General features: G+C 61.5%; 25 protein-coding genes and 1 pseudogene. 12 read left to right on the top strand and 14 right to left on the bottom strand.

The window, feature by feature from the left end; genetic code table 11:
• Positions 1-28: 28 nt before the first annotated feature.
• Positions 29-1,618 carry a M48 family metalloprotease gene (locus tag ACP7BV_RS23270; RefSeq protein ID WP_426107149.1) on the bottom strand — a complete coding sequence of 530 codons (1,590 nt, stop codon included), beginning with the start codon at positions 1,616-1,618 and terminating at the stop codon, positions 29-31.
• A gap of 100 nt (positions 1,619-1,718) precedes the next feature.
• Between ACP7BV_RS23270 and moaC the strand changes: the two genes are divergently transcribed.
• Positions 1,719-2,219 carry a cyclic pyranopterin monophosphate synthase MoaC gene (gene moaC, locus ACP7BV_RS23275; protein WP_426107151.1) on the top strand — a complete coding sequence of 167 codons (501 nt, stop codon included), beginning with the start codon at positions 1,719-1,721 and terminating at the stop codon, positions 2,217-2,219.
• An 11-nt stretch (positions 2,220-2,230) separates the two neighbouring features.
• Here moaC and ACP7BV_RS23280 read toward each other — a convergent pair whose 3' ends face one another.
• Positions 2,231-2,701: a hypothetical protein gene (locus tag ACP7BV_RS23280; protein ID WP_426107152.1), complete on the bottom strand. Its 471-nt coding sequence runs from the start codon at positions 2,699-2,701 to the stop codon at positions 2,231-2,233.
• A gap of 66 nt (positions 2,702-2,767) precedes the next feature.
• Between ACP7BV_RS23280 and ACP7BV_RS23285 the strand changes: the two genes are divergently transcribed.
• Positions 2,768-3,403 (top strand): pilin, encoded by a 636-nt coding sequence (locus ACP7BV_RS23285; protein WP_426107153.1) that lies wholly within the window; start codon positions 2,768-2,770, stop codon positions 3,401-3,403.
• A 106-nt stretch (positions 3,404-3,509) separates the two neighbouring features.
• On the top strand, positions 3,510-3,926 hold the full coding sequence (locus ACP7BV_RS23290; protein WP_426107154.1) for a pilin: 417 nt from the start codon (positions 3,510-3,512) through the stop codon (positions 3,924-3,926).
• A gap of 16 nt (positions 3,927-3,942) precedes the next feature.
• Here ACP7BV_RS23290 and ACP7BV_RS23295 read toward each other — a convergent pair whose 3' ends face one another.
• The 10 genes from ACP7BV_RS23295 to recA form a co-directional block, all read right to left on the bottom strand.
• Positions 3,943-5,769, bottom strand: a complete 1,827-nt coding sequence (locus ACP7BV_RS23295; protein WP_426107156.1) for an LTA synthase family protein — start codon at positions 5,767-5,769, stop codon at positions 3,943-3,945.
• Complete coding sequence (locus ACP7BV_RS23300) at positions 5,769-6,329, bottom strand: FHA domain-containing protein (RefSeq protein WP_426107158.1); 561 nt, start codon at positions 6,327-6,329, stop codon at positions 5,769-5,771. Before ACP7BV_RS23300 ends, ACP7BV_RS23295 begins: the two co-directional genes overlap by 1 nt.
• Before the next feature lie 294 nt (positions 6,330-6,623).
• Positions 6,624-7,505 (bottom strand): succinate--CoA ligase subunit alpha, encoded by an 882-nt coding sequence (sucD, locus tag ACP7BV_RS23305; RefSeq protein ID WP_426107160.1) that lies wholly within the window; start codon positions 7,503-7,505, stop codon positions 6,624-6,626.
• 15 nt (positions 7,506-7,520) lie between these two features.
• The gene (gene sucC / locus ACP7BV_RS23310) at positions 7,521-8,690 is read right to left on the bottom strand and encodes an ADP-forming succinate--CoA ligase subunit beta (RefSeq protein ID WP_426107162.1); all 1,170 of its coding nucleotides are present in this window, start codon (positions 8,688-8,690) and stop codon (positions 7,521-7,523) included.
• 75 nt (positions 8,691-8,765) lie between these two features.
• On the bottom strand, positions 8,766-9,332 hold the full coding sequence (locus ACP7BV_RS23315) for a DUF2889 domain-containing protein (RefSeq protein ID WP_426107164.1): 567 nt from the start codon (positions 9,330-9,332) through the stop codon (positions 8,766-8,768).
• A 669-nt stretch (positions 9,333-10,001) separates the two neighbouring features.
• Positions 10,002-10,391 (bottom strand): hypothetical protein, encoded by a 390-nt coding sequence (locus tag ACP7BV_RS23320; protein ID WP_426107166.1) that lies wholly within the window; start codon positions 10,389-10,391, stop codon positions 10,002-10,004.
• Between the two features lie 108 nt (positions 10,392-10,499).
• On the bottom strand, positions 10,500-11,306 hold the full coding sequence (locus ACP7BV_RS23325; protein WP_426107168.1) for a DUF4262 domain-containing protein: 807 nt from the start codon (positions 11,304-11,306) through the stop codon (positions 10,500-10,502).
• A 186-nt stretch (positions 11,307-11,492) separates the two neighbouring features.
• Entirely contained in the window at positions 11,493-11,798 is a 306-nt protein-coding gene (locus ACP7BV_RS23330) for a hypothetical protein (RefSeq protein ID WP_426107170.1), read from the bottom strand.
• Positions 11,799-12,059: 261 nt separating this feature from the next.
• The gene (recX, locus tag ACP7BV_RS23335) at positions 12,060-12,521 is read right to left on the bottom strand and encodes a recombination regulator RecX (protein ID WP_426107172.1); all 462 of its coding nucleotides are present in this window, start codon (positions 12,519-12,521) and stop codon (positions 12,060-12,062) included.
• A 16-nt stretch (positions 12,522-12,537) separates the two neighbouring features.
• Complete coding sequence (gene recA, locus ACP7BV_RS23340) at positions 12,538-13,626, bottom strand: recombinase RecA (protein ID WP_426107174.1); 1,089 nt, start codon at positions 13,624-13,626, stop codon at positions 12,538-12,540.
• A 172-nt stretch (positions 13,627-13,798) separates the two neighbouring features.
• Here recA and ACP7BV_RS23345 point away from each other — a divergent pair, with 172 nt between their 5' ends.
• From ACP7BV_RS23345 to ACP7BV_RS23380, 8 genes and pseudogenes are all read left to right on the top strand, one after another.
• Positions 13,799-14,494 carry a response regulator gene (locus tag ACP7BV_RS23345; RefSeq protein WP_426107176.1) on the top strand — a complete coding sequence of 232 codons (696 nt, stop codon included), beginning with the start codon at positions 13,799-13,801 and terminating at the stop codon, positions 14,492-14,494.
• A gap of 2 nt (positions 14,495-14,496) precedes the next feature.
• Entirely contained in the window at positions 14,497-16,032 is a 1,536-nt protein-coding gene (locus ACP7BV_RS23350; RefSeq protein WP_426107178.1) for a sensor histidine kinase N-terminal domain-containing protein, read from the top strand.
• Positions 16,029-16,355: a DUF4212 domain-containing protein gene (locus tag ACP7BV_RS23355; protein WP_426107179.1), complete on the top strand. Its 327-nt coding sequence runs from the start codon at positions 16,029-16,031 to the stop codon at positions 16,353-16,355. Before ACP7BV_RS23350 ends, ACP7BV_RS23355 begins: the two co-directional genes overlap by 4 nt.
• The gene (locus ACP7BV_RS23360; RefSeq protein WP_426107181.1) at positions 16,352-18,400 is read left to right on the top strand and encodes a sodium:solute symporter family protein; all 2,049 of its coding nucleotides are present in this window, start codon (positions 16,352-16,354) and stop codon (positions 18,398-18,400) included. Before ACP7BV_RS23355 ends, ACP7BV_RS23360 begins: the two co-directional genes overlap by 4 nt.
• 115 nt (positions 18,401-18,515) lie before the next feature.
• Positions 18,516-19,325, top strand: a complete 810-nt coding sequence (locus tag ACP7BV_RS23365) for a sel1 repeat family protein (RefSeq protein ID WP_426107182.1) — start codon at positions 18,516-18,518, stop codon at positions 19,323-19,325.
• Positions 19,326-19,409: 84 nt separating this feature from the next.
• A complete protein-coding gene (locus tag ACP7BV_RS23370) occupies positions 19,410-19,898 on the top strand; it encodes a DUF4124 domain-containing protein (protein WP_426107184.1) in 489 nt (162 codons plus the stop codon).
• 72 nt (positions 19,899-19,970) lie between these two features.
• Positions 19,971-21,185, top strand: a complete 1,215-nt coding sequence (locus ACP7BV_RS23375) for a 6-phosphofructokinase (RefSeq protein WP_426107185.1) — start codon at positions 19,971-19,973, stop codon at positions 21,183-21,185.
• A 677-nt stretch (positions 21,186-21,862) separates the two neighbouring features.
• Positions 21,863-23,350 (top strand): annotated as a pseudogene (locus tag ACP7BV_RS23380) (alpha/beta hydrolase family protein).
• Here ACP7BV_RS23380 and ACP7BV_RS23385 read toward each other — a convergent pair.
• Positions 23,347-23,601 (bottom strand): helix-turn-helix domain-containing protein, encoded by a 255-nt coding sequence (locus tag ACP7BV_RS23385; RefSeq protein ID WP_426107187.1) that lies wholly within the window; start codon positions 23,599-23,601, stop codon positions 23,347-23,349. The pseudogene ACP7BV_RS23380 and the gene ACP7BV_RS23385 overlap by 4 nt on opposite strands.
• Positions 23,601-24,125 carry a DUF2975 domain-containing protein gene (locus tag ACP7BV_RS23390; RefSeq protein WP_426107188.1) on the bottom strand — a complete coding sequence of 175 codons (525 nt, stop codon included), beginning with the start codon at positions 24,123-24,125 and terminating at the stop codon, positions 23,601-23,603. The genes ACP7BV_RS23385 and ACP7BV_RS23390 overlap by 1 nt, the downstream gene beginning before the upstream one ends.
• Positions 24,126-24,219: 94 nt before the next feature.
• On the opposite strand from ACP7BV_RS23390, the gene ACP7BV_RS23395 reads away from it, so the two are divergent.
• The gene (locus ACP7BV_RS23395; protein WP_426107190.1) at positions 24,220-25,053 is read left to right on the top strand and encodes an alpha/beta hydrolase; all 834 of its coding nucleotides are present in this window, start codon (positions 24,220-24,222) and stop codon (positions 25,051-25,053) included.
• The last annotated feature ends 36 nt before the right edge of the window (positions 25,054-25,089 follow it).

Below are 25,089 nucleotides of genomic sequence, written 5' to 3' on the forward strand. Positions count from 1 at the left end.
AGCGCCAGACCTACCGACCCATCCCAAGTCACCGCCCCTCGTCAGGCCTGCCCGCCTTTTTCGCTTCCTTGATTTCCTCCAGCCGCAGCGTCTTGAGTTCACGCTCGCGCGCATCGATCAGCGCCATGTCGTAAAACGATGCATCGCCCGCCTTGCGCGCAATGGCCAGCTGATCGAGCGCCGCCTGCTTGCCACCGCTGAGCGCGTACTGCTCGGCAAGCGCGATATGCTGCAAGGCTTGCTTTCCTTGCGCGGCATACGCCTTGCTCAACAACTCATGCAATTTCGGCTCCTCCCGGTACTGCAAGACTTGCTCGCGCAAAAAGCGCGTGGCTTCGTCCGGCTTGCCATTGAGGATCAATGCATCGGCGTACTGACAAGCCAGGCCGCGCGCCAGCGGAAATTGCTGATGCGCCAGTTCGGCGTCCTTGAGTCCCTGCAACTTGACGGCAGCGCTTTGCCCTGGAGCCAGCTTGATATCGAGCGCCAGCGCGGCAAACACGGCGGCGCCGTCGGATCCCGCCTGCCCCGTCGAAAACGCACCTTCAGTACGGCGCAAGGTGGCGCGCGCCCTGTCGAGCATCGCCTGCGCCTGGGGCAGCTGGTCCCTTTTCAGCGCCACGAAGGCCAGGCCGTACTGCGCGCCGATTTGCTGCTGCCGGTTCTGCGATTTTTGTTGCAGTTCGAACGCGGCCGTGGCCTCGGCCAAGCCTTGCGTGCTGCCATCTTGCAGCACGCGGGCGCGGGCCCGGATCAGCTGAAATTCAAGGTTATCAACATGCTGGCGGTACGGCACGTCGCGAATGCGGGCCTGGATGTCGGCAATGCGCTCCGATGTCAGCGGGTGGCTGCGCAGCGAGGCAGGCATCAGATCGGAATAGGCGCGGCTGGCCGTTTGCAGGCGACCGAAAAAAGCAACCATGCCGGACGTATCGTAGCCGCCTTCGGACATGATCTGAAAGCCCACGCGGTCGGCCTCGCGCTCAGCCTCGCGCGTGAAATTGAGCTGGCGCTGAATGGCCAGGCCTTGCCCGCCGGCCATCACGCCCATTGCCGCGTCGCCACTGCCGCGCGCGGCCAAGGCCGCCAGCACCATGGCCGCCAGCGGAATCAAGGCGTCTTGCTTTTGCTGGCCGATCATGCGGGCGATGTGGCGCTGGGCCACGTGGCCCACTTCGTGTCCGAGCACCGAGGCCAGCTCGGACTCGGTCTGCGCGGCCAGCAGCAGCGCCGAGTGCACGCCGATGAAGCCGCCAGGCAAGGCAAAGGCGTTGAGCTGGCTGTCGCGCACGGCGAAAAAATAGTAGTCGGCATTGGTTTCGCCGCGCGCGCCGGGGTGCGATGCGACCAGCCCGCTGCCGAAGGTGTTCAGGTATTCGAGGATGGGCGCGTCGTCGAGAAAATCGATGTCGCGCCGGATGTCGCGCATGATTTCTTCGCCCAGCTTGCGTTCCATGACTGGCGACAGGTCGCCGCGCGCCGCGTCGCCCAGCACAGGCAGCGCGGGCGCGTCCGCGCGGATCTGGCCCCACGCCTGCGCGGCCGGGCCGCAACAGCCGGCAAGGAAGGCGCCGCACAGCAATAGGTGGCGGGTGCGGCGGCGTTGGCGAACCGCCATGGCTGGAGGGGTTTTCGTTTTCACGATGCTATGATAACCGTATCCGCCGCGCCGGCGCAGCCCCGCTCCCGGCCGGAAACAAAATATTACCCCTGACGCTATGACTGACACCAACAACGAGCAATTGACCCACTTCGACGCCACCGGCCAGGCCCATATGGTAGACGTGGCCGCCAAGGGCGACACGCACCGCATTGCCGTTGCCGCCGGCACCATCCGCATGCAGAGCGCCACGCTGGCCCTGATCGCGTCGGGCAACGCAAAAAAAGGCGATGTGCTGGGCATTGCCCGGATCGCCGCCATCATGGGCGCCAAGCGCACCAGCGACCTGATTCCTTTGTGTCATCCGCTGGCCATCACACGCGTAGCGGTCGAGTTCGAGATCGACCAGGCCGGTAACAGCGTCCATTGCCGCGCACAAGTGGAAACGATAGGCAAAACAGGGGTGGAGATGGAGGCGCTGACGGCCGTGCAAGTAGGCCTGCTGACCATTTACGACATGTGCAAAGCGGTCGACCGCGGCATGGTGATGACCAATGTGCGGGTGCTGGAAAAGCATGGTGGCAAGTCCGGCGACTGGAACGCTTTGCCGCTGGAATAATCAGCGCGCAATCAGCCAGGCGCGCCGATTCGCTCGCGGATCGATTCCATGACGGCAATTGCCAGGCCGCTGCCGTGGCAGGCGGCCTTGGCCACCCACATCAGGCCGAGGTTTTCATCGCGCTCGATATCCCTGCTGCCGCCATCTATATAGCAGCGCCCAAGAAAGTACATGGCGTTCGCATCATCTTGCTTGGTTGCCAAGCCCAGCCACGCCAGTGCGCCCTTGGGCTTGCGATGGTCGAGAAAGTGCAGCGCCAACTCGGTTTGCGCGCCAGCATCGCCGCCGTCCGCCAGTTCAAGGAGCAGCATATCGTCGACATTGAGCGGCACGCACAAATTGTCGCGAATGGACGCAAAGCGGATCACCGCCTTGCCATTGCGACTTTCCTTTTTGATCGTACCTTCCGTGAACCGGCGCCAGAACGTGCGCTCGCTCCATTCCGTCAGGGTGATTGCGGCCGCCAGCGAAATTACTTCCATAATTTGTTCGTCTCATTACCGAAGCACAAACATTAGTGCCATTTTTTGAAGCGGCACCGACAATTTTTGCGCCACAGCGTCCTGTGGCAGGCATTTTTACCCGCCATAATTGCCATATTTTATACAGATTTAGAGGAAGGAACAAGTTTGGCGACTGGCACGCATGTTGCTCTATGTTATTTCAGCAGGAAAAAATTCGATTCACCACTCGCCGTACAAACCACCACCGGAGGATTTATGAAATTCGCACAATACAAGCAACAGGCTCAAAAAGGTTTCACGCTGATCGAACTGATGATCGTCGTTGCCATTATCGGTATTCTGGCTGCTGTTGCAATCCCTGCATACCAGGATTATGTTGCTAAAGCAAAGTGGAGCGCTGCTTACACGGAAGTCACTGCCGGGGAAGTTGGTATCGATGCAGCACTTCTTGAGGGTACGACGTTCGGACTGCTAGCGAGTAAGCTGAAAACCTCGACCTCAAATTGCACAAATTCCACTACGACTGGCGCGGGCGGTGCCGGTACCCTTACATGCAAGATTGTAGGCGGTCCTGGAACTGTTTCCGGTCTGGATATTGTGCTGACCCGTACCTCCGATGCAGCTTCGTCGAATGGTGGCGCATGGTCCTGCACAACTAAGGCACCGCAAAAATATGTCGGTAAAATCCCAACTCAGGGCGGCCCTTGCCTGAGTAACTAAGAAGGGGAAAGCCCCCAAGGGGGTTCACCAGCAAGACAAGCACCCCGTGACCAGATGTGAGCGGGGTGTTTTCATTTCTACAGTAAAGTTTCCACGGGAATTAACCATGCGCACCAAACAACATGGATTTACGCTAATTGAACTGATGGTCGTCGTAGCAATCATCGGCATCCTTGCAGCTGTTGCAATCCCTCAATATACAAACTATGTCGGCAAATCGAAATGGAATGCCGCCCACTCCGAGATGGGCTGGAGCCGTACGAAGATTGAAGAGAGCATCGTCGCAGGTAACCAACCCGCGCTGAAGGATGTAGCTATTGCTAACGCAACTTCTCATTGCACAAATTCCTTGGCGGTCAAGACAGACGGCACCGCCAAACTTATTTGCACCATCAAGGGTGGACCCGCAATTGTCGCAGGCGCCGAAATCACGCAAGCGCGCGATGTAGACGGCATTTGGGCTTGCAGCACGACCGCGGCGCAGATCGTAGTCGGCACACACGTCATCTGCCCTACACAGTAAAACGCAAAAATGGCACCTATTTGGCCAGCGTCGGCACAACGCGCTTGCGCCATTGTTCAAGCAGCTCTGGAGGCGCTTGCCACAGGAAATTCGCTTTCTCATCCGGGTCGCGATCCAGCCGGTACACAAACTCTTCTTTCGACGAATTATTCAACCAATACTTCCACAGTTTGCCGGACTCTCGACCATCATAAACACCGGCATATTCAAATTGTTTGAAATAAATCAAGTCACTATTTTTCCCGGCTTCCAAGGTCGCATGCATCGGAGTGCCAACCCAAGTTGTTGGAACCGCCATGCCCAGTTCGTTCAAGACTGTGGGAGCGATATCACTCTGGGAAATAAACGGTTTGACAGTCTGCGACGTTGGAACCTCCCCCAAGCCGGACATCAGCAAGGGAATGTGCATCAGCGCTTCATGGACGTTCTTCGTGTGGGAGAACACTCCCCGGTCACCCAAGCTATCGCCATGGTCGGAAGTCACGATCACGATGGCGTTATCCAGATATTTTTTCGCCCGCAGTGTCTCCAGGATCTGGCGTACAAAATCATCATACTGGAGTACGCCGTTATCGTAGAAGTTGGTATAGCGCGCCTCGGGCTGTCCCATGGTCTTGCCGCCGTAACTTTTGACGGGAGTCCACCTTAAGAATGGGTCGAGCCGCTTTCCGAGCAAATGCGAAGACATCAGATGAAATTGCAGCATCGTGGGCTTGCCGTTCCACTCCGCTAACTGCTTGGTTCTCTCGGCGACAAAGCTATCATCGTTCATGTAGTAACCGGTCGCCATTGAACCGTCATAATACTCATCAACCTTGCCGAACAATGAACGCTTGTTATAGTAGTTCGTCTGGTCTCCGCCGAGGATCATCACGATTTTGTAGCCATGCAGCTTGAGCACTTGTGGCAGCGTGAACGGATCACTGGGGAGTTGGGGCACATAGCGCGACGCCAGCAGTCCTGCCATGGCGCAGTTTGACTCGCTACACACACTATGTACATTGTCGTAGCGTTGCAGATGGCCAAGCGCCACCTGCTGTTGCAACCAAGGGCTGGTGGGCCGCCCGTATCCATACGCGGCAAGATGGTCAGCGCGTAGCGCATCGGCAACAATTAGCACCACATTCCGGTGCTGCGCATGCGGATCGACGCGGTACTGTTGGCGGGCCTCCTTTTCCTGCACAGAGAAAGTATCGTTATAAACAATGGTAGGATCGACCCCTCCAGCTGGCAACTTTCCGATATGAAGCGACAGGTAGAAAGGTTCTTGCGACGCGCCATGCGCCATGATTTGATAGTCCCACAGTCGGTGTAATGGAAAAGGCGCGGCGCAGACAAGCAGCACGGTAATCAGCGACTGCGGATAGCGCGTGGTTCCAATACTCTTGACTGGTTCGAAGCGCCTGCTGAAGGCAAAGTGAAGTCCAGCTAGGATAACCCAGGCGCATAACCCTGCGGCGAGTACGCCATGGAAGGACAGCCCCATGGATTCGCATAAGCCCCGCGCTTGCTCCGCATACGCGCCGATCAATTCCTCGCTGATCACCTTGCCCCATGACTTCAAACCCGACAGCACCAGTGCATAGTAGGCGATCAAAACGCTCAAGACTGACACGTAAAACCCGGTGTTGACCGCCTGAGCAAGCGCGCGCCACGGAATCAGGCGCTGCAAAATCTGGCGCATCAGCATGCCGAAGGCGGCGATCAGCGCGATCGGATACAGGTGCTCCAGGATAACGACGGGCGGATAGTGATAACGGCTGACGTAAATGGCAAGAAACACAAGCGGCGCCGTAAACCACAGCAGCAGTTCAACGACGAAGTAAGCGCGGCGCGTCATCATCAGTTGCTCATGAAAACCATGCGCGTGCCGCCGAGGTCGATCACGTCGCCATGGGACAGGCGCAGCGAGGCATCCCCGAGAACACCGCCATTGACCGTAGGACCAAGTTCCCCATCGATGCGCGACGCGGAAAACGCGCCGCCGGAACAGGTAATGGCGACAACCGACGCGCCAGGCTTTCCGACGGTGGTCAAGGGCTTGGTGAGCTGAATTTTTTTACCGGCATGCGCGCCGTTCAGCACTTCGACAAAGCCCGACGGCGCCAGCTTGGGAGGCGTAGCGAGATACTCAAGCACAAAATGGGCGATCGTAATCTTGTCGCCATCCTTGAGCGTGCGCCGCGTTATCTTTTCGCCCATGATCAGGGTGCCATTAGTGCTGTCCAGGTCTTCCAGGATGGCATCGTCGAGCATCAGGGAAATGGTCGCATGCTGACTGCTGACAGCACGGTCGTCCAGCGTCACGTCATTGTGCGGCTTGCGCCCGATCGTAACGCGCTCCTTGACGAGCTCTACCTCGCGGACAAATTGCCCCTCGGACGTGATGATAATTTTTGCCACAACGATTCTCCGGAACTGCCGAACACACACAAACAGCGAACATTTTCCCCATTATCAACTATTTTTCCCCTCAGCCACAAGCTAACGACGCGGGAAACAAGGGCAATCGCTACGGCGAGTTGGGATGGGTAGTGTTCAGCATGAGCACCCGGGGTTGTCCGCATCGCGTTATTTGAAAATTGTGCGCAACAGGTCTGTGTAACTGCGCGTGGTGCATCGCCCAATAAGGTAAGCACCATGCAAAAAGGGGAGCTTTCGCTCCCCTTCTATTTACTCAGTGCACTGCTCGACTGACTACAGCATCGCTTTCAACAAGCGCGCCATTTCCGACGGATTCTTGGTGGCTTTGATGCCGCATTCTTCCATGATGTCCAGCTTGGCTTGCGCGGTATCGGCGCCGCCCGAGATCAGCGCGCCGGCGTGGCCCATGCGCTTGCCGGGAGGAGCCGTGACACCGGCGATGAAGCAGACTACCGGCTTTTTCATGTTGTCCTTGATCCAGTAAGCCGCGTTGGCTTCGTCAGGACCGCCAATTTCGCCGATCATGATGACCGCGTCGGTATCCGGATCGTCGTTGAACATCTGCATGATATCGATGTGCTTCAAGCCGTTAATTGGGTCGCCGCCGATGCCTACCGCCGACGACTGGCCCAGACCGAGGGCGGTCAGCTGGCCGACTGCTTCATAGGTCAAGGTGCCCGAACGCGACACCACGCCGATGCGGCCCTTGCGGTGAATATGGCCCGGCATGATGCCAATCTTGATTTCGTCAGGGGTGATCAAGCCTGGGCAGTTAGGGCCCAGCAGCAAGGTCTTGGAGCCGGCCTTGGCCATGCGGTCCTTGAGCGCCATCATGTCGCGCACGGGAATGCCTTCGGTGATGCAGATCGCCAGGTCGAGTTCGGCTTCGACGGCTTCCCAGATCGCGGCGGCAGCGCCGGCAGGCGGGACATAGATAACCGACACGTTGGCGCCCGTTTCTTTCTTGGCTTCGGCGACGCTGGCAAAAATAGGAATGCCTTCGAAGTCTTCGCCCGCTTTTTTCGGGTTGACGCCGGCGACAAAGGCCTCTTTGCCGTTCGCGTATTCGCGGCACATGCGGGTGTGGAACTGACCGGTCTTGCCGGTAATTCCCTGGGTGACTACTTTTGTATCTTTATTGATCAGGATCGACATATTTATTCCTTCGAATTAGGCTTTACCAGCAGCGGCGGCGACCACGGCCTTGGCTGCGTCTTCCATCGTATCGGCGGCGATGATCGGCAGGCCGGAATCGGCCAGCATTTTCTTGCCGATGTCCTCGTTCGTACCCTTCATGCGCACTACCAGCGGCACTTGCAGGGACACCGCTTTGGATGCCGTAATCACGCCTTCGGCGATGACGTCGCAGCGCATGATGCCGCCGAAAATGTTGACCAGAATTGCTTTCAGACCCGGGTTCTTCAGCATGATCTTGAACGCTTCAGTGACTTTTTCAGCCGTCGCGCCGCCGCCCACGTCCAGGAAGTTGGCCGGCTCGCCGCCGAACAGCTTGATGGTGTCCATGGTCGCCATGGCAAGGCCGGCGCCGTTGACCAGGCAGCCGATGTTGCCGTCGAGCGAAATGTAAGCCAGGTCGAATTTGGATGCTTCAACTTCGGCCGGATCTTCTTCGTCCAGGTCGCGCATGGCGACGATGTTCGGCTGGCGGTACAGCGCGTTGGAGTCGAAGTTGAACTTGGCGTCGAGCGCGATCACCTTGCCCGAACCGGTCAGGATCAAGGGGTTGATTTCCGCCAGCGAGCAGTCGGTTTCCCAGTACGCTTTGTACAAACCCTTCATCTGCACGCCGAAGTCGGCCAGCGAAGCGGCAGGAATGCCGATCTTGGTGCCGATGTCGTTGCATTCGTCGTCGGTGATGCCGACCGACGGATCAATGGCGATGTGGTGGATTTTTTCAGGGTTGGCGTGCGCCACTTCCTCGATGTCCATGCCGCCTTCGCTTGACGCCATCAGCACAACCTTCTGGCTGATGCGGTCGGTAACCAGGGAAACGTACAGTTCCTTCTGGATGTCGGCGCCTTCTTCGATCAACAGGCGGCGAACCTTCTGGCCTTCAGGGCCGGTCTGGATCGTCTTGAGCTGCATGCCCATGATCTGCTCGGAAAATTCCTTGACCTGTTCCATCGACTTGGCGACCTTGACGCCGCCGCCCTTGCCGCGACCGCCAGCATGGATTTGCGCCTTGACGACCCAGACCGGACCGCCCAGCGTTTTGGCTGCCTTGATGGCTTCTTCCACCGACATGCACGCAATACCGCGCGGTACCGTCACCCCGAATTGCCGGAGGATTTCTTTGCCCTGATACTCATGGATTTTCATGCTGGCTTCCCTTCTTCTAATACTGATAATGTGGAAATACGGTTTAAGTACGTGATAAAAACGGGACTGCGACTGCTATTCGGGTACGGCTTTTGGTGCCCAGCGCGGGTAGTACTTGACGACGCCGGGGCCGTCAGCGCGCAGGGCGTGGCATTTGTCTATCTGAAACGGCCGGTCCGGCAGCTGGTCGTCGCCATCGCCGTCGCGCGTCTTGATGACGTCGTTGGCGTACGCTTGAATGGCGGCCGTGGGCAAAATATTGGCCAGCTCGGTCAGGTGAGTACAGCCTAGCACGCCGGAGAGCCGCTCCTTGATGCCTAGACGAAAACCTTTCATCAGGTTCAGCCCGATCATATGCCGGTAGGCCGGGCTCACGGTGTCGCAGTAACCGGGATACGGAACGGCATCGGACGCGGCTTCGGCATCGACAATGGTCAGTTCGCGGTTGATGGTAATGCGCAAGCTCAAGTGATGCAGAAAAGTGCCGCCGGGCCGCAGGCCGGAAGCGAGCGTCACGTCCTGGACCTTGACGTCGGTGATACGGGCGTCGAGGTCCCACAGGCCGTCATCGCGCGCGAACGCTTCGATGTGAATCGCGCGGGTGTGCCGTAGCGCGCGGGGAACGGGAGAAGACAGGGGCATAAAGAACCAATGCCGGAAATGCGGCGTAAATAGTATGCAGCCAGTGTGCTATTGCACGTTGCCGCAGCTTCTACGACAACAACCGCTCATGCGGCGCTGCTAAAACCCCGAAAGTCTATCACAGCGGGCTCGTACTTGGATTATTTGGTCTGACATTGTCAGAATTTCATCGGTTGACGAAAAAATGATATCGGTAGCAGGAAAGCGGGTCGCTGGACCGAAAAAGGTAGCGTGCAAGGCGGCCCCCGTAGAACTACTACGGTATTTATACTGCGGCGTGAAAACGACGCCGGATTGCATCCGCACGCCTGTCGTCGTCGACCAGCCGGCGCGGCGCCAGCCGGCCTGCCTTTTTGGGAAAGTTCAGTCATCGTCAAGCAGTTCGGACAGGGACTTCACGAATGCGCCGTCGGCGCCAGGTCCTTCGTCCCCACCTCGGTCTTTGGCGCGGCCATTTGCCATCGACTTGCCAGATTTTAATGTGGACGGCGAGAACGACAGGGGCGCCCACGATCGGCGCGACCTAGGTCAATGCGATCTGCATGAGCTTTTGCCGCGTCGTGCACGAGTCGTCCTTGATTACCGCAACGGCAGCAACAACGTTCATTAGCGCGATCAGCGCAAGGGCCGGCGCGCCAGCCCGCCATGTGACGACAGGCCGAAAGCGCGCTAGGCTTTTCCATCATGCCAGGCACGCATGGCAATCACGACAGCGCCCACGCAGCCCAGCCCCACGCACAGGATGTGAAGCGAGCCGATGGGAACGATTCCGAGTAGGCCATTGCCGTCGGCGATAGGCCGCCATGGATTGATATCGGAATGCATCGCAGCATCCAACACCACGTGGGAAACAGTGCCCAGCAGCGCGCCGGCAAACGAAGCGCGCCAGGTCAGCGCAGTGTGCGCAGTGGCCATGAGGCGCAGGACCCATGTGCTGACAGGCTTGCCGACCAACGCTGCCGCAAGTCCAATAAGCAGTGCGCCTGCCAGCGTATGGGTGGCGCCGTGGAGGATTGGCTTTCCCTGGATGATACCCATCAGCGGCTCGATATCCATCATGACTTGCGCTCCGCCAAACACCATGAAACTGACATGGCGGCCACCGATGGCTTTGAACAGGGCGCCTGGCCCGAGATGAAATGGCGTAAAGGGCATACGACTAAACAGTCAGGCTGTCGCCGGCCGGCCTTCGGCCAACAAAGGCTGCCGATTGCGAAACCATTCGCTGGCCTCAGGCTCCCATGGGAAAGTATTTGTGGTGCTCGGGAAAATAATTTGATGGGCTCTGAAACCACTGCCTTTATTTAGCCACAGAGCCCAGCCCATGTATTGCTTGAAGTGCACAGGAGCTACGTCGCCGATCACGCACTCGAATCCGCCGCCCAGCAAGCCGGCAACGCGCGAGCCCGGTGGCAAATCGCGTCCGTCCCGCATTTGTCGATAGCATTCGTTGATCGCGTAGTGGGAAAGCTCGCTCTTTAATCCGATGACGATGAGTTCCGGCATTCCCAATGATTGCTCAATTCCGATCGAATAAGCAAACGGCGGCAAGCCTTCTTCTTCCATTACGCTGATCACATGGAGTCCATACTCTTCGATATCAGCAAGGGCTTTCGCGTCGCCATCGCCAGAACAGGCGGTTTGCTCATCCTCATCTTCCTCCTCTTCATCGGGCGCTTGCTCCCAACGTTCCCAGTCCGCGCCGACCTTTTCTCGCCACGCGCTCCAACCTGGAAGCAGATCGCTGACCTGCCCCAACGTCGCGTCGCGCTCGAGGATGCATCCCAGACAAAGCAGGATGCACTCCCCTGGCTCGTACGTCGTGGCATCGAGAAACTGCCAACCGCCATCGCGATCATGCGACACGCGTAGCACCGGAAAGCCATCGTGCACTACTTTGGCTGTAGAGAAGGTTACCGTGTTGGTAGCGTCAGAGAACGGCCAGTTCAAAAAATCGTGCGTGTGTTCGGACATGTGGGAATCCGTGATTGGTTGACTCGCACACGTAAACCGGCAAGCGAACACGCAGTTTATTACAAGACGCGATAGAAGTGAGTCTCCTGCTTCGGCGCGAGCCATGTGAAACATGCCACGGACGAAAAGTCGCCTGTCGCCGCACCGCTGTCTCTTGCCTGCAACGCGAGGCGATAAACGCCTGGCTTAGCTTGCGGACACAGACCTGACGTTGGCGCAACGCGTGCGCGCCCATACTGCCGCAAATAACGCTGCAGTCAGCGGGACGAACGTGCCGGCTTCCGGATGGGCCGCTTCTGATTCATCCCACACGCCTGCGGGTAGCCCACCGAACTCATCAGCCGGATGGTCGCGCGTGTAGCGATACGCTAAACCATTGCCGTTAATTTCCAGGTAGCGCGTAAAGAAGCCGTCGAGATCGATCTCGAAATAGCCGAGATAGTCTTTCAAGCCGCGGGTATTGCCGATGGACGAGTAGAGCCGGTAGAGCATGGAACGCCTGTCGAGTGGTGTTAATGTAATAAGGATACGAGACACAGTCACCGCCCAACTACAGAGACAATCAAATGTAGAACGCGAGTGTGGAAAGCCAAGGAGTTGCCTGGTATGCGTCAAGGCTGTGAAAAGAAGTCTCTCCAACATATCCCGAGCCGCGCAGGGCGGGAAAGCGTAGCGCACTCCGCCAGCGAGGAGTATGCAGTGCGAGCTTGCAAACATGGCAGAATGCGCTCCGCTTTTTCGTCTTGCTTTTACCTATTCAAAGAAGTCGTCGTCGACTTCGCCCTTCATGGCGGTGCGCACCGCTTTCTGGGAAAATCCGCGCTGCATCAGGAAGCGCACTTGCTTGTTGCGCTCGGCAGGATCGGTAGCGACCGCACCGAACTTGCGCTGCCACACTTCGCATGCCCTGCCCGTTTCGCTGTCGCTCAAACCCGCCTTTAATTCCTGCAAGGCTACACCACCCACGCCATGACTCTGCAGCTCGGCAATGATGCGGCTGTTGCCGAAACGATGGGCGCGCCGGTGGATCAGCGATTCAGAAAACCGCTCTTGCGACAGCCAGTTGTTTTTTTCCAGAAAGTCGAGCAGAGCGGCGACGTCGTCGCCCTCTTGCGCATACTTGGACAGCTTGCGCCCCAGTTCCAGCCGGCTGTGCTCCCGCATCGATAAAAAACGCAGGGCACGGCCTTTCAGGCTCAGTTGGGGCCGGGCCATCAGCAACGACGCCCGACTACTCGGCGACAGCTTTCAGCTTGGGCGCCTTGGCCGCGACCGCCGGCTCTTCGCCTGGGAGAGGCGGCAGTTCGCGTACGCCGAGCGCGGCACGGACCTTGTTCTCGATCTCGCGCGCCAATTCCGGCCGCTCCTTGAGGTAGATACGCGCATTGTCCTTGCCCTGGCCGATGCGTTCGCCGTTGTAGCTGTACCAGGAACCGGACTTTTCGACGATCTTGTTGTCGGCGCCCAGGTCGAGGATTTCGCCCTCGCGCGAGGTGCCTGCGCCGTACAGGATGTCAAAGTGCGCTTCCTTGAACGGTGGCGCGATCTTGTTCTTGACGACCTTGACCTTGGTTTCGTTGCCGATCACTTCGTCGCCCGACTTGATGGAACCGGTGCGGCGAATGTCCAGGCGTACCGACGCGTAAAACTTGAGCGCATTGCCGCCGGTGGTGGTTTCCGGGCTGCCGAACATGACGCCAATTTTCATGCGGATCTGGTTGATGAAAATGACCAGCGTGTTGGTGCGGTTAATGGAACCGGTCAGCTTGCGCAGTGCCTGGGACATCAGGCGTGCCTGCAACCCTGGCAGCGAATCGCCCATGTCGCCTTCGATCTCGGCGCGCGGGGTGAGCGCGGCTACGGAGTCGATGACGATCAGGTCGACGCTGCCCGAACGCACCAGCGCATCGCAAATTTCCAGTGCCTGCTCGCCCGTGTCAGGCTGCGAAATGAGCAGGTCCGACAGGTTGATGCCCAGCTTTTTCGCATAGCCCACGTCCAGCGCGTGCTCGGCGTCGATAAAGGCGCAGGTGCCGCCCAGCTTTTGCATTTGCGCGATGGTCTGCAGCGTGAGCGTGGTTTTGCCCGACGATTCGGGACCGTAGATTTCCACCACGCGCCCGCGCGGCAAGCCGCCCACGCCCAGCGCGATGTCCAGACCAAGCGAACCGGTCGAGACAACCTGGACTTCTTCCACCGGGGCGTTGCCGTCCATACGCATGACGGAGCCCTTGCCAAACTGCTTTTCAATCTGCGCCAGGGCGGCGGCCAGCGCCTTGCCCTTTTCTGCAGCGTTCAATACGGTTTTCTTGTCGTCCATAATTTTCTTTCAGTCTGAAGAAGGGCGGGGTGGCGCCACAGGTACATCACAACAGGTACTGTACAAGCGTACAGTAGTTTTGGCAAGCCTAACGTGCAGACAATTTTAAAAAATTACCCGGCCTTGCCCCAAATGAAACACAATAGGCGCAAATCAAAACAGGTGCCCACGGATGCGTATTTTACTTGCCGAAGATGATAGCGTGCTTGCCGACGGACTGACGCGCTCCTTGCGTCAGTCGGGCTACGCCATCGATTGCGTCAGCAATGGCGAGGAAGCCGACACCGCTTTGTCGACCCAGGAGTTCGATCTGCTAATCCTCGACCTGGGCTTGCCCCGGCTCTCGGGCCTGGAAGTGTTGCGGCGCCTACGGGCGCGCGCCTCGCTGCTGCCGGTCCTGATCTTGACGGCGGCCGACTCGATCGAGCAGCGCGTCAATGGCCTGGACCTGGGCGCCGACGACTACATGGCCAAGCCGTTCGCGCTGTCGGAACTGGAAGCGCGGGTGCGCGCCCTGACCCGGCGCGGCGCCGGCGGCGGCCCGGCCGTGGTGCGCCATGGCCCGCTCACGTACGACCAGGTCGGGCGCAGCGCCTACATCAACGAGCAGATGCTGGACCTGTCGGCGCGTGAACTGGGCCTGCTTGAGATTTTGCTGGCGCGCGCCGGGCGCCTGGTCTCCAAGGAACAGCTGGTCGACCATTTGTGCGAATGGGGCGAGGAAGTATCGAACAACGCCATCGAAGTCTATGTGCACCGGCTGCGCAAAAAAATCGAAGTGGGCGGCGTGCGCATCGCCACCGTGCGCGGTCTGGGCTACTGCCTCGAAAAATTCGCGCCCGCAGCCGTCGACGACGCAGCGCCGTAACAGTGGATGACCGCGATGCCGGCCTGACCCAGGCCACCGCGCTGGCGCCGGATACGGTGCTGTACGTGCCGCCCAATACCGAGCCGGACGAAGACATGCAGCATTCGCTGTTTGGCGAAATCCTCGACTGGATGCTCGCGCCCCTGCTGCTGCTGTGGCCTATGAGTATCGCTATCACCTATCTGGTGGCCAAGTCGATCGCCAACCAGCCTTTCGACCATGCGCTGGAAGACAGCGTCACGGTGCTGGCCCAGCAGGTCAAGGAAGTCGACGGCAAGGTCCGCTCGCGCCTGCCCGGCAGCGCGCGCGACATCCTGCGCGCCGACGACGTCGACAATGTCTACTTCCAGATCGCCGGCCCGGACGCGGCCCACATCGACGGCGACCGCGATCTGCCGCAGCCGGCCAGTCCCGAGCACTACCGCAGCGGGCGCGTCCACTTTCGCAATGATGTCATGCACGGCACGCCGGTGCGCATCGCTTTTTCGTACGTGAACCTGGGCCCGCTGGCGGCGCGCGGCGAGGAACCGCATACGGCGCTGGTGCAGGTGGCCGAAACGCTCGACAAGCGCGCGCTGCTGGCCAATGAAATCATCAAGGGCGTGATCCTGCCCCAGTTCATCATCCTGCCGATCGTGCTGGCCCTGGTCTGGTTTGCGCTGGCGCGCGGCCTGTCGCCACTGGCGCAGCTGCAAGAACGCATCCGCGCGCGCCGCCCGGACGACCTGTCGCCCATCGATGCGCGCCAGGTGCCCGAAGAAATCTCGCCGCTGGTGGGCTCGCTCAACGACATGCTCGAGCGTCTGGCGCAAACCATCGACATGCAAAAGCGCTTCATCGCCGACGCCGCGCACCAGATGAAAACGCCGCTGGCGGGCATGCGCATGCAGTCCGAACTGGCGCTGCGCCAGGTTGATCCGGGCGAAATCCACCGCTCGCTCGAGCAGCTTGCCACCAGTTCGGAATCGGCCACGCGCCTGGTCAACCAGCTGCTGGCGCTGGCGCGCGCCGAGTACCAGCCGCAAGCCGGCCTCGCACTCCTGGAACTGGACTTGAACGGCGCCGCGCGCGCCATCGTGCACGACTGGGTGCCGGCGTCGTTCGCCGCCAAGATCGACCTCGGCTTCGAAGCCCCCGCCGGCGCGGTACTGGTGGCCGGCCACGCGCTGATGCTGCGCGAGCTGCTCTCCAACCTGATCGACAATGCGCTGCGCTACACGCCGGCGGGGGGCAGCGTGACGGTGCGCGTGCGCTACGACGGCGGGTATGCCAACCGCGCGCTGCTGGAAGTGGAAGACACCGGTCCGGGCATCGCCCCGGCCGAACGCGTCCACGTGTTCGAGCGCTTTTACCGCATCCTGGGCAGCCGCGCCCCCGGCAGCGGCCTGGGTCTTGCCATCGTGCGCGAGATCGCGCAGCAGCACGGCGCCGAAGTCGACATTTTCAACAACCCTCGCAGCACCGGGCCCAAAGCGCCGGGCTGCCTGTTCCGGCTGACCTTCCCGCCCTACCCTGCGCTCGACGCGGACCTTGCATGACCAGCCCCGACCCCAATCTGAACCTTGACCCCGACCTCGATCGGGCGCGGCGCGCGCAATTGATCGCAGCGCGCGACGCCCACTGGCGCCGTGCGCGCCGCGTCACCATGCTGCTGCTGCTGACATGGTTTGGCGCCACCTTCTGCACCGTGTTTTTCGCGCGCGAGCTCTCCGCGCTGACCATGTTCGGCTGGCCGCTCTCTTTCTACCTGGCCGCGCAGGGCGTGGCGCTGGTGTACCTGGCCATCATCGGCGTCTATGCAATCGCGATGGACCGGCTCGACCGCCGCTTCGCACGGCGCCTGGCCGGAGCGGCGCCATGAAAGCGGCGCGCACCTATTTCAAGCGCCTGTCGCGCTACTATCTTTACTACGCGGCGACCTTCTTCGCTTTTCTGGCCTCGCTCGCGCTGCTCGAACGCGAAGGCATGCCGCGCGTGTGGATCGGCTACCTGTTCATGGTCGCCACGATTGCCTTGTACGCGGTGATCGGCGTCGTCAGCCGCACTTCGAACGTGTCCGAATACTATGTGGCCGGGCGGCGCGTGCCGGCCCTGTTCAACGGCATGGCCACCGCCGCCGACTGGATTTCGGCGGCCAGCTTCATCAGCCTGGCCGGCGGCTTGTACCTGCACGGCTTTGACGGCCTGGCCTACATCATGGGCTGGACCGGCGGCTACTGCCTGGTGGCGCTGCTAATCGCGCCCTACCTGCGCCGCTTCGCGCAATACACCATCCCTGACTTCCTGGCGGCGCGCTACGGCGGCGGCGCCGGCGGGCGCGGTGCGCCGGTGCGCATGATCGCCGTGGGGGCCACCATCATCGTCTCGTTCACCTACGTGGTGGCGCAGATCTACGCGGTCGGGCTGATCGCCTCGCGCTTTGCCGGCGTCGATTTTTCGGTCGGGATTTTCCTGGGGCTGGCCAGCATCCTGGTGTGTTCCTTTTTGGGCGGCATGCGCGCCATTACCTGGACCCAGGTGACGCAGTACACCATCATCCTGGTCGCCTTCCTGGCGCCCAGCATGTGGCTGTCGATGAAGCACGCCGGCAGCCCGCTGCCGCAGCTGGCCTACGGAACGGTGCTGCCCAAGCTGGCGCTGCGCGAGCGCGCGCTGCTGGCCGACCCCAGGGAATTGCAGGTGCGCGCGATTTTTCGCCAGCGCGCCGACGAATACGGCGCGCGTCTGAAGGCGCTGCCCACCTCGTGGGAAAACGGCTTGCAGGACACGCAGCGGCGCCTGGACGCGGCACGCCTGCGTAACAGTTCGCTGGCCGAGGTGCGCGCCGCCGAGCGCGCGCTGATTGCCTACCCCAAGACGGCCGAGGAAGCGGCGCGCACCTGGAACGCGGGGCGCAGCGCCAACCTGGCGCGCGCCGCGCCGCCCTCCCCGCACGCCACGCCCTTTGCCGCCGACGATAAGGAAGGCTCGGACATCGCCCGCAACAATTTTCTGGCGCTGGTACTGTGCCTGATGCTGGGCACCGCCGCCCTTCCCCACATCCTGATGCGCTCTTACACCACGCCCTCAGTGGCCGAAACGCGCGTGTCCGTGTTCTGGACCCTGTTTTTCATCCTGCTGGTGTACCTGACCATTCCAGCGCTGGCGGTGCTGGTCAAGTTCGACCTGTACACCACGCTGGTGGGCAGCGACTACGCGCACCTGCCGACCTGGATTTCGTACTGGGCCAACGTGGACAAGGTGACGCCCCTGATCAGCGTGGCCGACATCAACGCCGACGGCATCGTGCAGCTGGCTGAAATTGCCATCGACGGCGACGTGCTGGTGCTGGCCACGCCCGAAATCGGCGGACTGCCGTACGTGATTTCCGGCCTGGTCGCCGCCGGCGGCCTGGCGGCGGCGCTGTCGACGGCCGACGGCCTGCTGCTGGCGATCTCGAACGCGCTCTCGCACGACGTGTATTACAAGGTAATCGATCCGTCCGCCTCGACCCAGAAGCGGGTCACCATTTCCAAGCTGCTGCTGCTGGGCGTGGCCTTCATTGCCGCCTACGCCGCTTCGCAAAAGCCGGGCGACATTTTGTCGCTGGTGGGCGCGGCGTTTTCGCTGGCCGCCTCGACGCTGTTTCCGGCGCTGGTGCTGGGCGTGTTCTGGAAGCGCGCCAACAACACCGGTGCGATCGCCGGCATGCTGGCCGGCTTTGGCGTGTGCGCCTACTACATGCTGCATACCAATCCCATCCTGGGCGGCAGCGCGGCCGGCCAGTGGTTTCATATCGCGCCCATTTCGGCCGGCATTTTCGGCGTGCCGGCCGGCCTGGCCGTGCTGGTCACCGCCAGCCTGCTCACGAGTGCACCGGGGGTCCAGACGCGCGCGCTGATCGACCATCTGCGCTCGCCCGAATGAGCGCCGTAAATGTCCCCGAGGACAGGTATGCGCCCTGAATATTTTATGAACTGAGCAACATCACGGTCAGATTGTTGTACGATCTTTCTCCAAAACAATCTCCCCAGAGGCAGCCATGTCCCGTCCTTTCCGTATCGCCCTTTTTTGTCTGGCCTGCGCCGTGGGTGGCCATGCCAGCGCCGATGAACTCGTTGATGCCAACGCGGCGCTACAGCAGAAAAATTACCCGGTTGCGCTCAAGCTGTTCGGCAAGCTCGCCGGCGACAACAACCACGAAGCGCAACTGCGCCTGGGCGAAATGTACTGGTACGGCGAAGGTGCGCCGCTCGACCGCGCCAAGGGCGACGCCTTGTTTGCCCAGGCCGCAGCCGGGGGCGATCCGGGCGCCGTCGCCGCCACCAGGCTCAGTGCCCAGCGCGCCGCGCACGCCGCCGACATCGCACTGTGGACGGGCGGCTATACCGGCGCCGAGCTGCGTACGGGCCAATTCAACTGCCAGGCGCCGGCCCTGCCTGCGGGCCGCTCGATCGTCAACGACGAGATCAAGCGGATCGGTGCGCAAATTGGCGCCTGGACCGGCTGCTACAACGGCTTTGTCGCCAACATGGCCACCGTCATGCCGCCAGGTAAGGCCATTCCCGGCGGCGTGCTCGAAGTGATGAGCGAGCAGGAACTGGCGCAGGCCAAGGCTCACCTCGAGCAGGTGTACAAGGGCGTGATCGCCGCCGCCAAGGCCGATGCAGATCGTTTTATTGTCCAGCGCGATCAATGGCAGGCGGCAACGCTGGAATACGTCAAGGCAGAAAACGACAGGATCGCGGTGCGCACCTTGCAGGCCAAGCGTGATCTGGACCGCACGGAAGCGGCCCGCGTGGAAGCCAACAGTTTCCGACCAATGGCCAAGCCCGTCGGTCCCTCGAAATAGTGGCAGCGCAAGCGTAGCGCGCGCGCCCACCGGTGCGCGTCACTAAAGCTGCTACCATCGCGCTTCCATTTTTGGAGGTCCGCCATGCAAGCATCGCTGCTGCTCGCCCTTGCCACCTTGCTCGCCGTGCAGGCGCCGGATACGCTTGCCGACACCATGTACAAGTGCGTCGAGGCGAGCGGCAACACCGCCTATTCGAGCCGGCCATGCACTGGCCAGGCGCGTGAAGCAAAACAGTTCGCGGTGCCCGCGCCCGAGACGGAACAGGCCAGCAGCGCGCGCTTGACGCGCGAACGCGCGCAGTTGCGCGTCGCCGACAAGCAGTTCAGGCAGCGCCTGGCTGAACGGAACGCGAGGGAAGGCGGCGCGCGAACCTATGGCGCCCATCCCGTTGCCAACGCTGCGCGCGGCGGGCAGCGCCAAGGTGGGCAAGCCAAACCGGTGCAAGGCAAGCAGTCGCAAGACCAGCTGGCCAAAGACACGCTGGCAAAAGAACGCGCCGAGGCGGCCAGGCTGAACGCAGCGCGCATCGGCAACTGCAGCATGCGCCGGCTTGAGGCGAACTGTCTGTAAACGTGCCAAAAACAGCCGGTCCCCAATTCGGGTTAAGCTTGCCGTTAAATCGGTTCACTCAAGGAGATGCGCATGTCGTCGGGAAAAATTCTGGTAGCCCAGGGAGGCGGCCCTACCGCCGTCATCAACCAGTCGATGGTCGGCGTGGTGCTCGAAGCGCGCCGCTTCAGTAACGTCACCCGCGTGTACGGCGCCATGCACGGCGTGCGCGGCATCGTCGACGAAGCGTTCATTGACCTGACCCAGGAAACCAGCGCCAACCTCGAACTGGTGGGCGCCACGCCCTCGTCAGCCCTGGGTTCGACGCGCGACAAGCCCGACATCGCCTACTGCCAGAAAATTTTTGAAGTGCTGCGCGCGCACGAGATCGAACACTTCTTTTACATTGGCGGCAACGATTCGTCCGACACGGTGCGCATCGTCAGCCTGGAAGCGAAAAAGGCCGGCTATCCGCTGCGTTGCATCCACATTCCCAAGACCATCGACAACGATTTGGTCGGCAATGACCACACGCCGGGCTTTCCGTCGGCCGCGCGCTTCGTGGCGCAAGCGTTCGCCGGCGCCAACCTGGACAACCGCTCGCTGCCGGGCGTGTACGTGGGCGTGGTCATGGGCCGCCATGCGGGTTTTCTGACCGCGGCCGCTGCCCTGGGCAAAAAATTCCCGGACGATGGCCCGCACCTGATTTACCTGCCCGAGCGCACCTTTGTTCTGGAAAATTTTTTGGCAGACGTCAAGCGCACCTATGCGCAGTATGGCCGCTGCGTGATCGCCGTCTCCGAAGGCATCCATGATGCGTCGGGCGAAGCGATCGCCAGTTTGCTGTCGTCCGAAGTCGAGCGCGATGCGCACGGCAATGTACAACTGTCGGGCACCGGCGCGCTGGCCGATTTGCTGTGCGACGAAATCAAGGCCAAGCTGGGCATCAAGCGGGTGCGCGGCGACACCTTCGGCTACCTGCAGCGCTCGTTCATGGGTTGCGTCTCGGACGTCGACCAGCGCGAAGCGCGCGAGGTGGGCGAAAAGGCAGTACAGTTCGCCATGTGGGGGGATCAAGACGGGTCGGTCGCCATCAAGCGCAGCGGCGACTACGCGGTCGAGTATCAACTGATGCCGCTCGAAGACGTGGCCGGCAAGACGCGCGTGATGGAAGACCTGTTCATCAGCGAGAGCGGCACCGACGTGACCGACGCTTTTCGCGCTTACCTGCGCCCGCTGCTGGGCGGCGGCATGCCGGACGCGCACCGCCTGCGCGCCGCGCCGGTGGCTAAAATCCTGAATAAATAAGTCGGCGGCGACCCGGGGCCAGACTGTCGATCTGACCCCGGTCATTTTTTCGCGCAATACCGTCTCTGACTACAGGTGTCAACATTATCATAATGATACTCTTCTGACTGGGCAACTTTGCCAGCTACCGGAGTCATGCGATGCCGTTCCCCCTGGCCAGAATTGCCCGCTTGAGCGCGGCAATCGCGCTACTCTCCTGCGCCGTTGCGACCAGCGCGCGCGCCGCCGAAGCATTGCCTCCCATCGACAGCTTTTTCGCCAGTGCGCGCTTTAGCCACCCGCAGCTCTCGCCCAACGGCAAGCTGTTGGCCGTGGTCACCGGCGCCCCCGGCAAGCGCGACGAGCTGACCGTGCTGGACCTGGTGGACGGGCGCGTGTCCGTGGCCGCCAATTTCCGCGACGCCGATATCGGCGACTTTCAGTGGGTCAATGACAAGCGCCTGGTATATGCCACGCGCGACCGCCAGGCAGCGCAGGGGCAGATGCACAATGGCCCCGGCCTGTACGCGGCCAATGTCGACGGCAGCGGCGCGCTGCAGCTGGCCGACCGCAGGGACAACGTCGGGCGCACGCCGGTGCGCGTTGCCAACGGCCGGGTGATGCTGCCGTGGCACACCTATCTCGCCAGGCAGGCCGGGGCCCAGAATTCAGACGCCTTGTATGTCTACAGCCGCCGGATGGCGGGCGGCGAGTTTCAGGAAGTGGACTTGCTGCTGCTCGACACGCTCACCGGCCGCGCAAAAAAGGTTGACGCTCCGGAACACGTCCAGGGCTGGGTGCTGGACCAGGCGGGCGAGCCGCGCCTGGCCATCACGGGGGAAAACGACAGCCAGTCGGTGCAGTACCGCGATCCGGCCACCCAGGCCTGGCGCGCGCTCGTCACCTTCGACGCCTTCAAGGGCGGACCGGGCGCCTTTTCGCCGCTCGCCTTTGGCGCTGACGGCACGCTGTATGTCGCCGCCAGCAAGGGCAAGGACAAGATCGCCCTGCACACGCTCGAGCTCGCCAGCGGCAAGCTCAGCGCTAAGCTCAGCGACAAGCCACTGGTCGTCGCCGATGACTACGATTTCAATGGCCGCCTGATCATGGGCAAGTCCGGCTTGCTCGGCTTTCGGGTCGTCACCGACGCCGAAAACACGCTGTGGTTCGATCCGGCCATGAAGGCCGTGCAGGCCGAGGTCGACAAGAGCTTGCCCGGCACCGTCAACCTGCTCAGCGTGGCCACGCGCGGCGAAACGCCGTGGGTGCTGGTGGAATCGTATGCTGACGTACGGCCCAGGACGCTGCTGCTCTACAACAGCGCGACCAAGGCCTTCAAGCGCATCGGCAGCACCAATCCTGCCATCAAGCCGGAACGGATGGGCACCCAGCAAGCCATCAGCTACACCGCGCGCGACGGCCTGACCATTCCCGGCCTGCTGACGCTGCCGGCCGGAGGCCGGCGCGCCGGCCTGCCGCTGGTGGTGCTGGTGCACGGCGGGCCTTACGTGCGCGGCAATTCATGGGGCTGGCAGCCGGAGTCGCAATTTCTCGCCTCGCGCGGCTATGCGGTGCTCGAGCCGTCCTACCGCGGCAGCACCGGCTTTGGCAGCAAGCACTTTCGCGCCGGCTGGAAGCAATGGGGCTTGAAGATGCAGGACGATATTGCCGACGGCGCCAAGTGGGCGATCGCGCAAGGCTTGGCCGACCCCAAGCGCATCTGCATCGCCGGTGCCAGCTACGGCGGCTACGCCACGCTGATGGGACTGGTCAACGATCCGGACCTGTTCAAGTGCGGCGTGGACTGGGTTGGCGTGACCGACATTGCGCTGCTGCGCAACGGCCAGTGGTATTTCGACAGCGACCTCACCGAACGCTACCTCAAGTACGGCATGCCGGTACTGGTGGGCGACGTGGACAAGGACGCGGCGCAGCTGAAGGCAACCTCGCCCATCGAACAGGCCGCGCGCATTACTTAACCGCTGCTGCTGGCCTACGGCGGCGCCGACCGGCGCGTGCCCAGCTACCACGGCACACTGTTTTACGAAGCGGTAAAAAAGACCAATCCGAACGTGGAGTGGGTGCTGTATCCCGAAGAAGGGCATGGCTGGGCCTTGCCGAAGACGCGCGTCGACTTCTGGGGCCGCGTCGAAAAATTCCTCGAGAAAAATATCGGCCAACCTTAGGGAGTAGCGTCGCTGTCGGCCACGCCGTCTCCCGGCGCCCCTTCGCCATCGTCAATCCATTCGATGATGTCGCCCGGCTGGCATGCCAGATGCTCGCAGATCTTGGCCAGGGTGCCAAAACGGATGCCCTTGACCTTGCCGGACTTGAGCAGCGACAGGTTCTGCTCGGTGATGCCGATGTAGGCGGCCAGGTCCTTCGACTTGACCTTGCGCCGCGCCAGCATCAGGTCCAAGTGGATCACGATGCTCATCAGACGAAACCCTCGTTGTCCTCGGCCAGGCGGCGCCCTTCATGCATCAGCCGGATAATCAGGTAAAACAGCGCGCATACGAGGATCAGCAGCAGTTCGGTGCTGGTGACGCCAATCGACACCCGGTTTTCTGGCGCGTTGCCGATCAGCCGAAACGCCAGCGTTCGCACTGGCGCCTCGACAATGGCAAGGCAGGTCGAGGCCAGCGCGGCGCCGGCAAAAGCGCGCACGTGGGCGATGGTGTCGAGATCGAACAGGGCGCGGCGCTCGATGTTGGCCAGCGCGCGCAGCAATCGCCACAGGCCGTAGCCGAGCGTGAGCAGCACCGGCAAACCGGCCAGCACACCGGCCAGCCTGTGCGCAGGGGCGAGCGCGCGCGCGGCGGCGGCGCTCATGCCGTCCGGGCTGATCTGCATGAAAAACCCAAGCGGCAAAACGCCGCTCCAGCCCAGCACAAAAAACACCAGCTGCAAGACCGCGCAGGCGGCAAGCAGCACCCGGATCACGCGAATTTCTGTTTTCATGATAAAATTTTGATTGTTATACAGTAATTTATTACTGTAAAACATGTATAAATGATTGTGATACATTTATTTTATCATCCAACAGGAGCCGCGTATGCGTGCCTTACCCGTATTGCTCATTGCCGCCGCGCTGTCAGGTTGCGGCACCATGGAAGTAGGCGAGCGCAATTTCATCAAGCCGGACAAGCCCGGCACGCCCGCAGCGGCGCGCGTGGACGCGGCCAAGCACCTTGGCGCGGGCGTGCTGCGCGACGAAGAAATTGCCACGCCCGACGGCGCCGTGCTGCGCGGCATCCGCTTTCAGCCACCTGGCGCCACGCGCGCCGTGCTCTACTTCGGCGGCAACATGTTCCACCTCGACCAGCACGGCGCCGAGCTTTTGCCGCTGCTTGCCTCGTGCGGCACCGGCGTGGCCGTGTTCGACTATCGCGGCTACGGGCGCAGCAGCGGGCAACCGAATATGCAGCGCATGGCGGCCGACGCGGTGCGCCTGTACGACCATGTCAGCGCGCAGTTTCCGGGCGGGGTGATCGTGCACGGGCAATCGCTGGGCAGCATTCTGGCCGCCTACGTGGCGCAGCAGCGCCCGTCCGCGCGCGGCATCGTGCTCGAATCGACCACCAGCAATGTGCAGGACTGGGTCGACGCCGCTGTGCCGTGGTACGTCACTTTAGTGAGCGAGGTGAAGGTGGAAGCGGGGCTCAGGGCGCTCGACAATGTCGCGGCCATGGGCGGCTACGGCGGCGCCAGCCTGGTGCTGGTGGGCGGCGCCGACAAGGTCACGCCGCCCCCGCTGGCGCGCAAGGTGTTTGACGCCATTCCCGGTCAGCGCAAGCAGTGGCACCTGGCGCCGGGCGCGGGACACAACGACACCTTCGGGCGCCCGGATGTGATGCCCGTCTATTGCAAGCTGGTGCGCGAAAGCTGAGACACCACCACCCCGGCGATCCACCCCGGGGTGAGA

The sequence above is a fragment of the Massilia sp. TSP1-1-2 genome (assembly GCF_049896185.1).
Taxonomy (GTDB): domain Bacteria; phylum Pseudomonadota; class Gammaproteobacteria; order Burkholderiales; family Burkholderiaceae_D; genus Telluria_A.

What these genes read in the sequence shown, in the direction of transcription:
- ACP7BV_RS23270 (WP_426107149.1), bottom strand. Translation starts at nt 1,618, where the DNA reads ATGGCGGTTCGCCAACGCCGCCGCACCCGCCACCTATTGCTGTGCGGC.
- moaC (WP_426107151.1), top strand. Translation starts at nt 1,719, where the DNA reads ATGACTGACACCAACAACGAGCAATTGACCCACTTCGACGCCACCGGC.
- ACP7BV_RS23280 (WP_426107152.1), bottom strand. Translation starts at nt 2,701, where the DNA reads ATGGAAGTAATTTCGCTGGCGGCCGCAATCACCCTGACGGAATGGAGC.
- ACP7BV_RS23290 (WP_426107154.1), top strand. Translation starts at nt 3,510, where the DNA reads ATGCGCACCAAACAACATGGATTTACGCTAATTGAACTGATGGTCGTC.
- ACP7BV_RS23295 (WP_426107156.1), bottom strand. Translation starts at nt 5,769, where the DNA reads ATGATGACGCGCCGCGCTTACTTCGTCGTTGAACTGCTGCTGTGGTTT.
- sucD (WP_426107160.1), bottom strand. Translation starts at nt 7,505, where the DNA reads ATGTCGATCCTGATCAATAAAGATACAAAAGTAGTCACCCAGGGAATT.
- sucC (WP_426107162.1), bottom strand. Translation starts at nt 8,690, where the DNA reads ATGAAAATCCATGAGTATCAGGGCAAAGAAATCCTCCGGCAATTCGGG.
- ACP7BV_RS23315 (WP_426107164.1), bottom strand. Translation starts at nt 9,332, where the DNA reads ATGCCCCTGTCTTCTCCCGTTCCCCGCGCGCTACGGCACACCCGCGCG.
- ACP7BV_RS23320 (WP_426107166.1), bottom strand. Translation starts at nt 10,391, where the DNA reads ATGATGGATATCGAGCCGCTGATGGGTATCATCCAGGGAAAGCCAATC.
- ACP7BV_RS23325 (WP_426107168.1), bottom strand. Translation starts at nt 11,306, where the DNA reads ATGTCCGAACACACGCACGATTTTTTGAACTGGCCGTTCTCTGACGCT.
- ACP7BV_RS23330 (WP_426107170.1), bottom strand. Translation starts at nt 11,798, where the DNA reads ATGCTCTACCGGCTCTACTCGTCCATCGGCAATACCCGCGGCTTGAAA.
- recX (WP_426107172.1), bottom strand. Translation starts at nt 12,521, where the DNA reads ATGGCCCGGCCCCAACTGAGCCTGAAAGGCCGTGCCCTGCGTTTTTTA.
- recA (WP_426107174.1), bottom strand. Translation starts at nt 13,626, where the DNA reads ATGGACGACAAGAAAACCGTATTGAACGCTGCAGAAAAGGGCAAGGCG.
- ACP7BV_RS23345 (WP_426107176.1), top strand. Translation starts at nt 13,799, where the DNA reads ATGCGTATTTTACTTGCCGAAGATGATAGCGTGCTTGCCGACGGACTG.
- ACP7BV_RS23355 (WP_426107179.1), top strand. Translation starts at nt 16,029, where the DNA reads ATGACCAGCCCCGACCCCAATCTGAACCTTGACCCCGACCTCGATCGG.
- ACP7BV_RS23360 (WP_426107181.1), top strand. Translation starts at nt 16,352, where the DNA reads ATGAAAGCGGCGCGCACCTATTTCAAGCGCCTGTCGCGCTACTATCTT.
- ACP7BV_RS23365 (WP_426107182.1), top strand. Translation starts at nt 18,516, where the DNA reads ATGTCCCGTCCTTTCCGTATCGCCCTTTTTTGTCTGGCCTGCGCCGTG.
- ACP7BV_RS23370 (WP_426107184.1), top strand. Translation starts at nt 19,410, where the DNA reads ATGCAAGCATCGCTGCTGCTCGCCCTTGCCACCTTGCTCGCCGTGCAG.
- ACP7BV_RS23375 (WP_426107185.1), top strand. Translation starts at nt 19,971, where the DNA reads ATGTCGTCGGGAAAAATTCTGGTAGCCCAGGGAGGCGGCCCTACCGCC.
- ACP7BV_RS23385 (WP_426107187.1), bottom strand. Translation starts at nt 23,601, where the DNA reads ATGAGCATCGTGATCCACTTGGACCTGATGCTGGCGCGGCGCAAGGTC.
- ACP7BV_RS23390 (WP_426107188.1), bottom strand. Translation starts at nt 24,125, where the DNA reads ATGAAAACAGAAATTCGCGTGATCCGGGTGCTGCTTGCCGCCTGCGCG.
- ACP7BV_RS23395 (WP_426107190.1), top strand. Translation starts at nt 24,220, where the DNA reads ATGCGTGCCTTACCCGTATTGCTCATTGCCGCCGCGCTGTCAGGTTGC.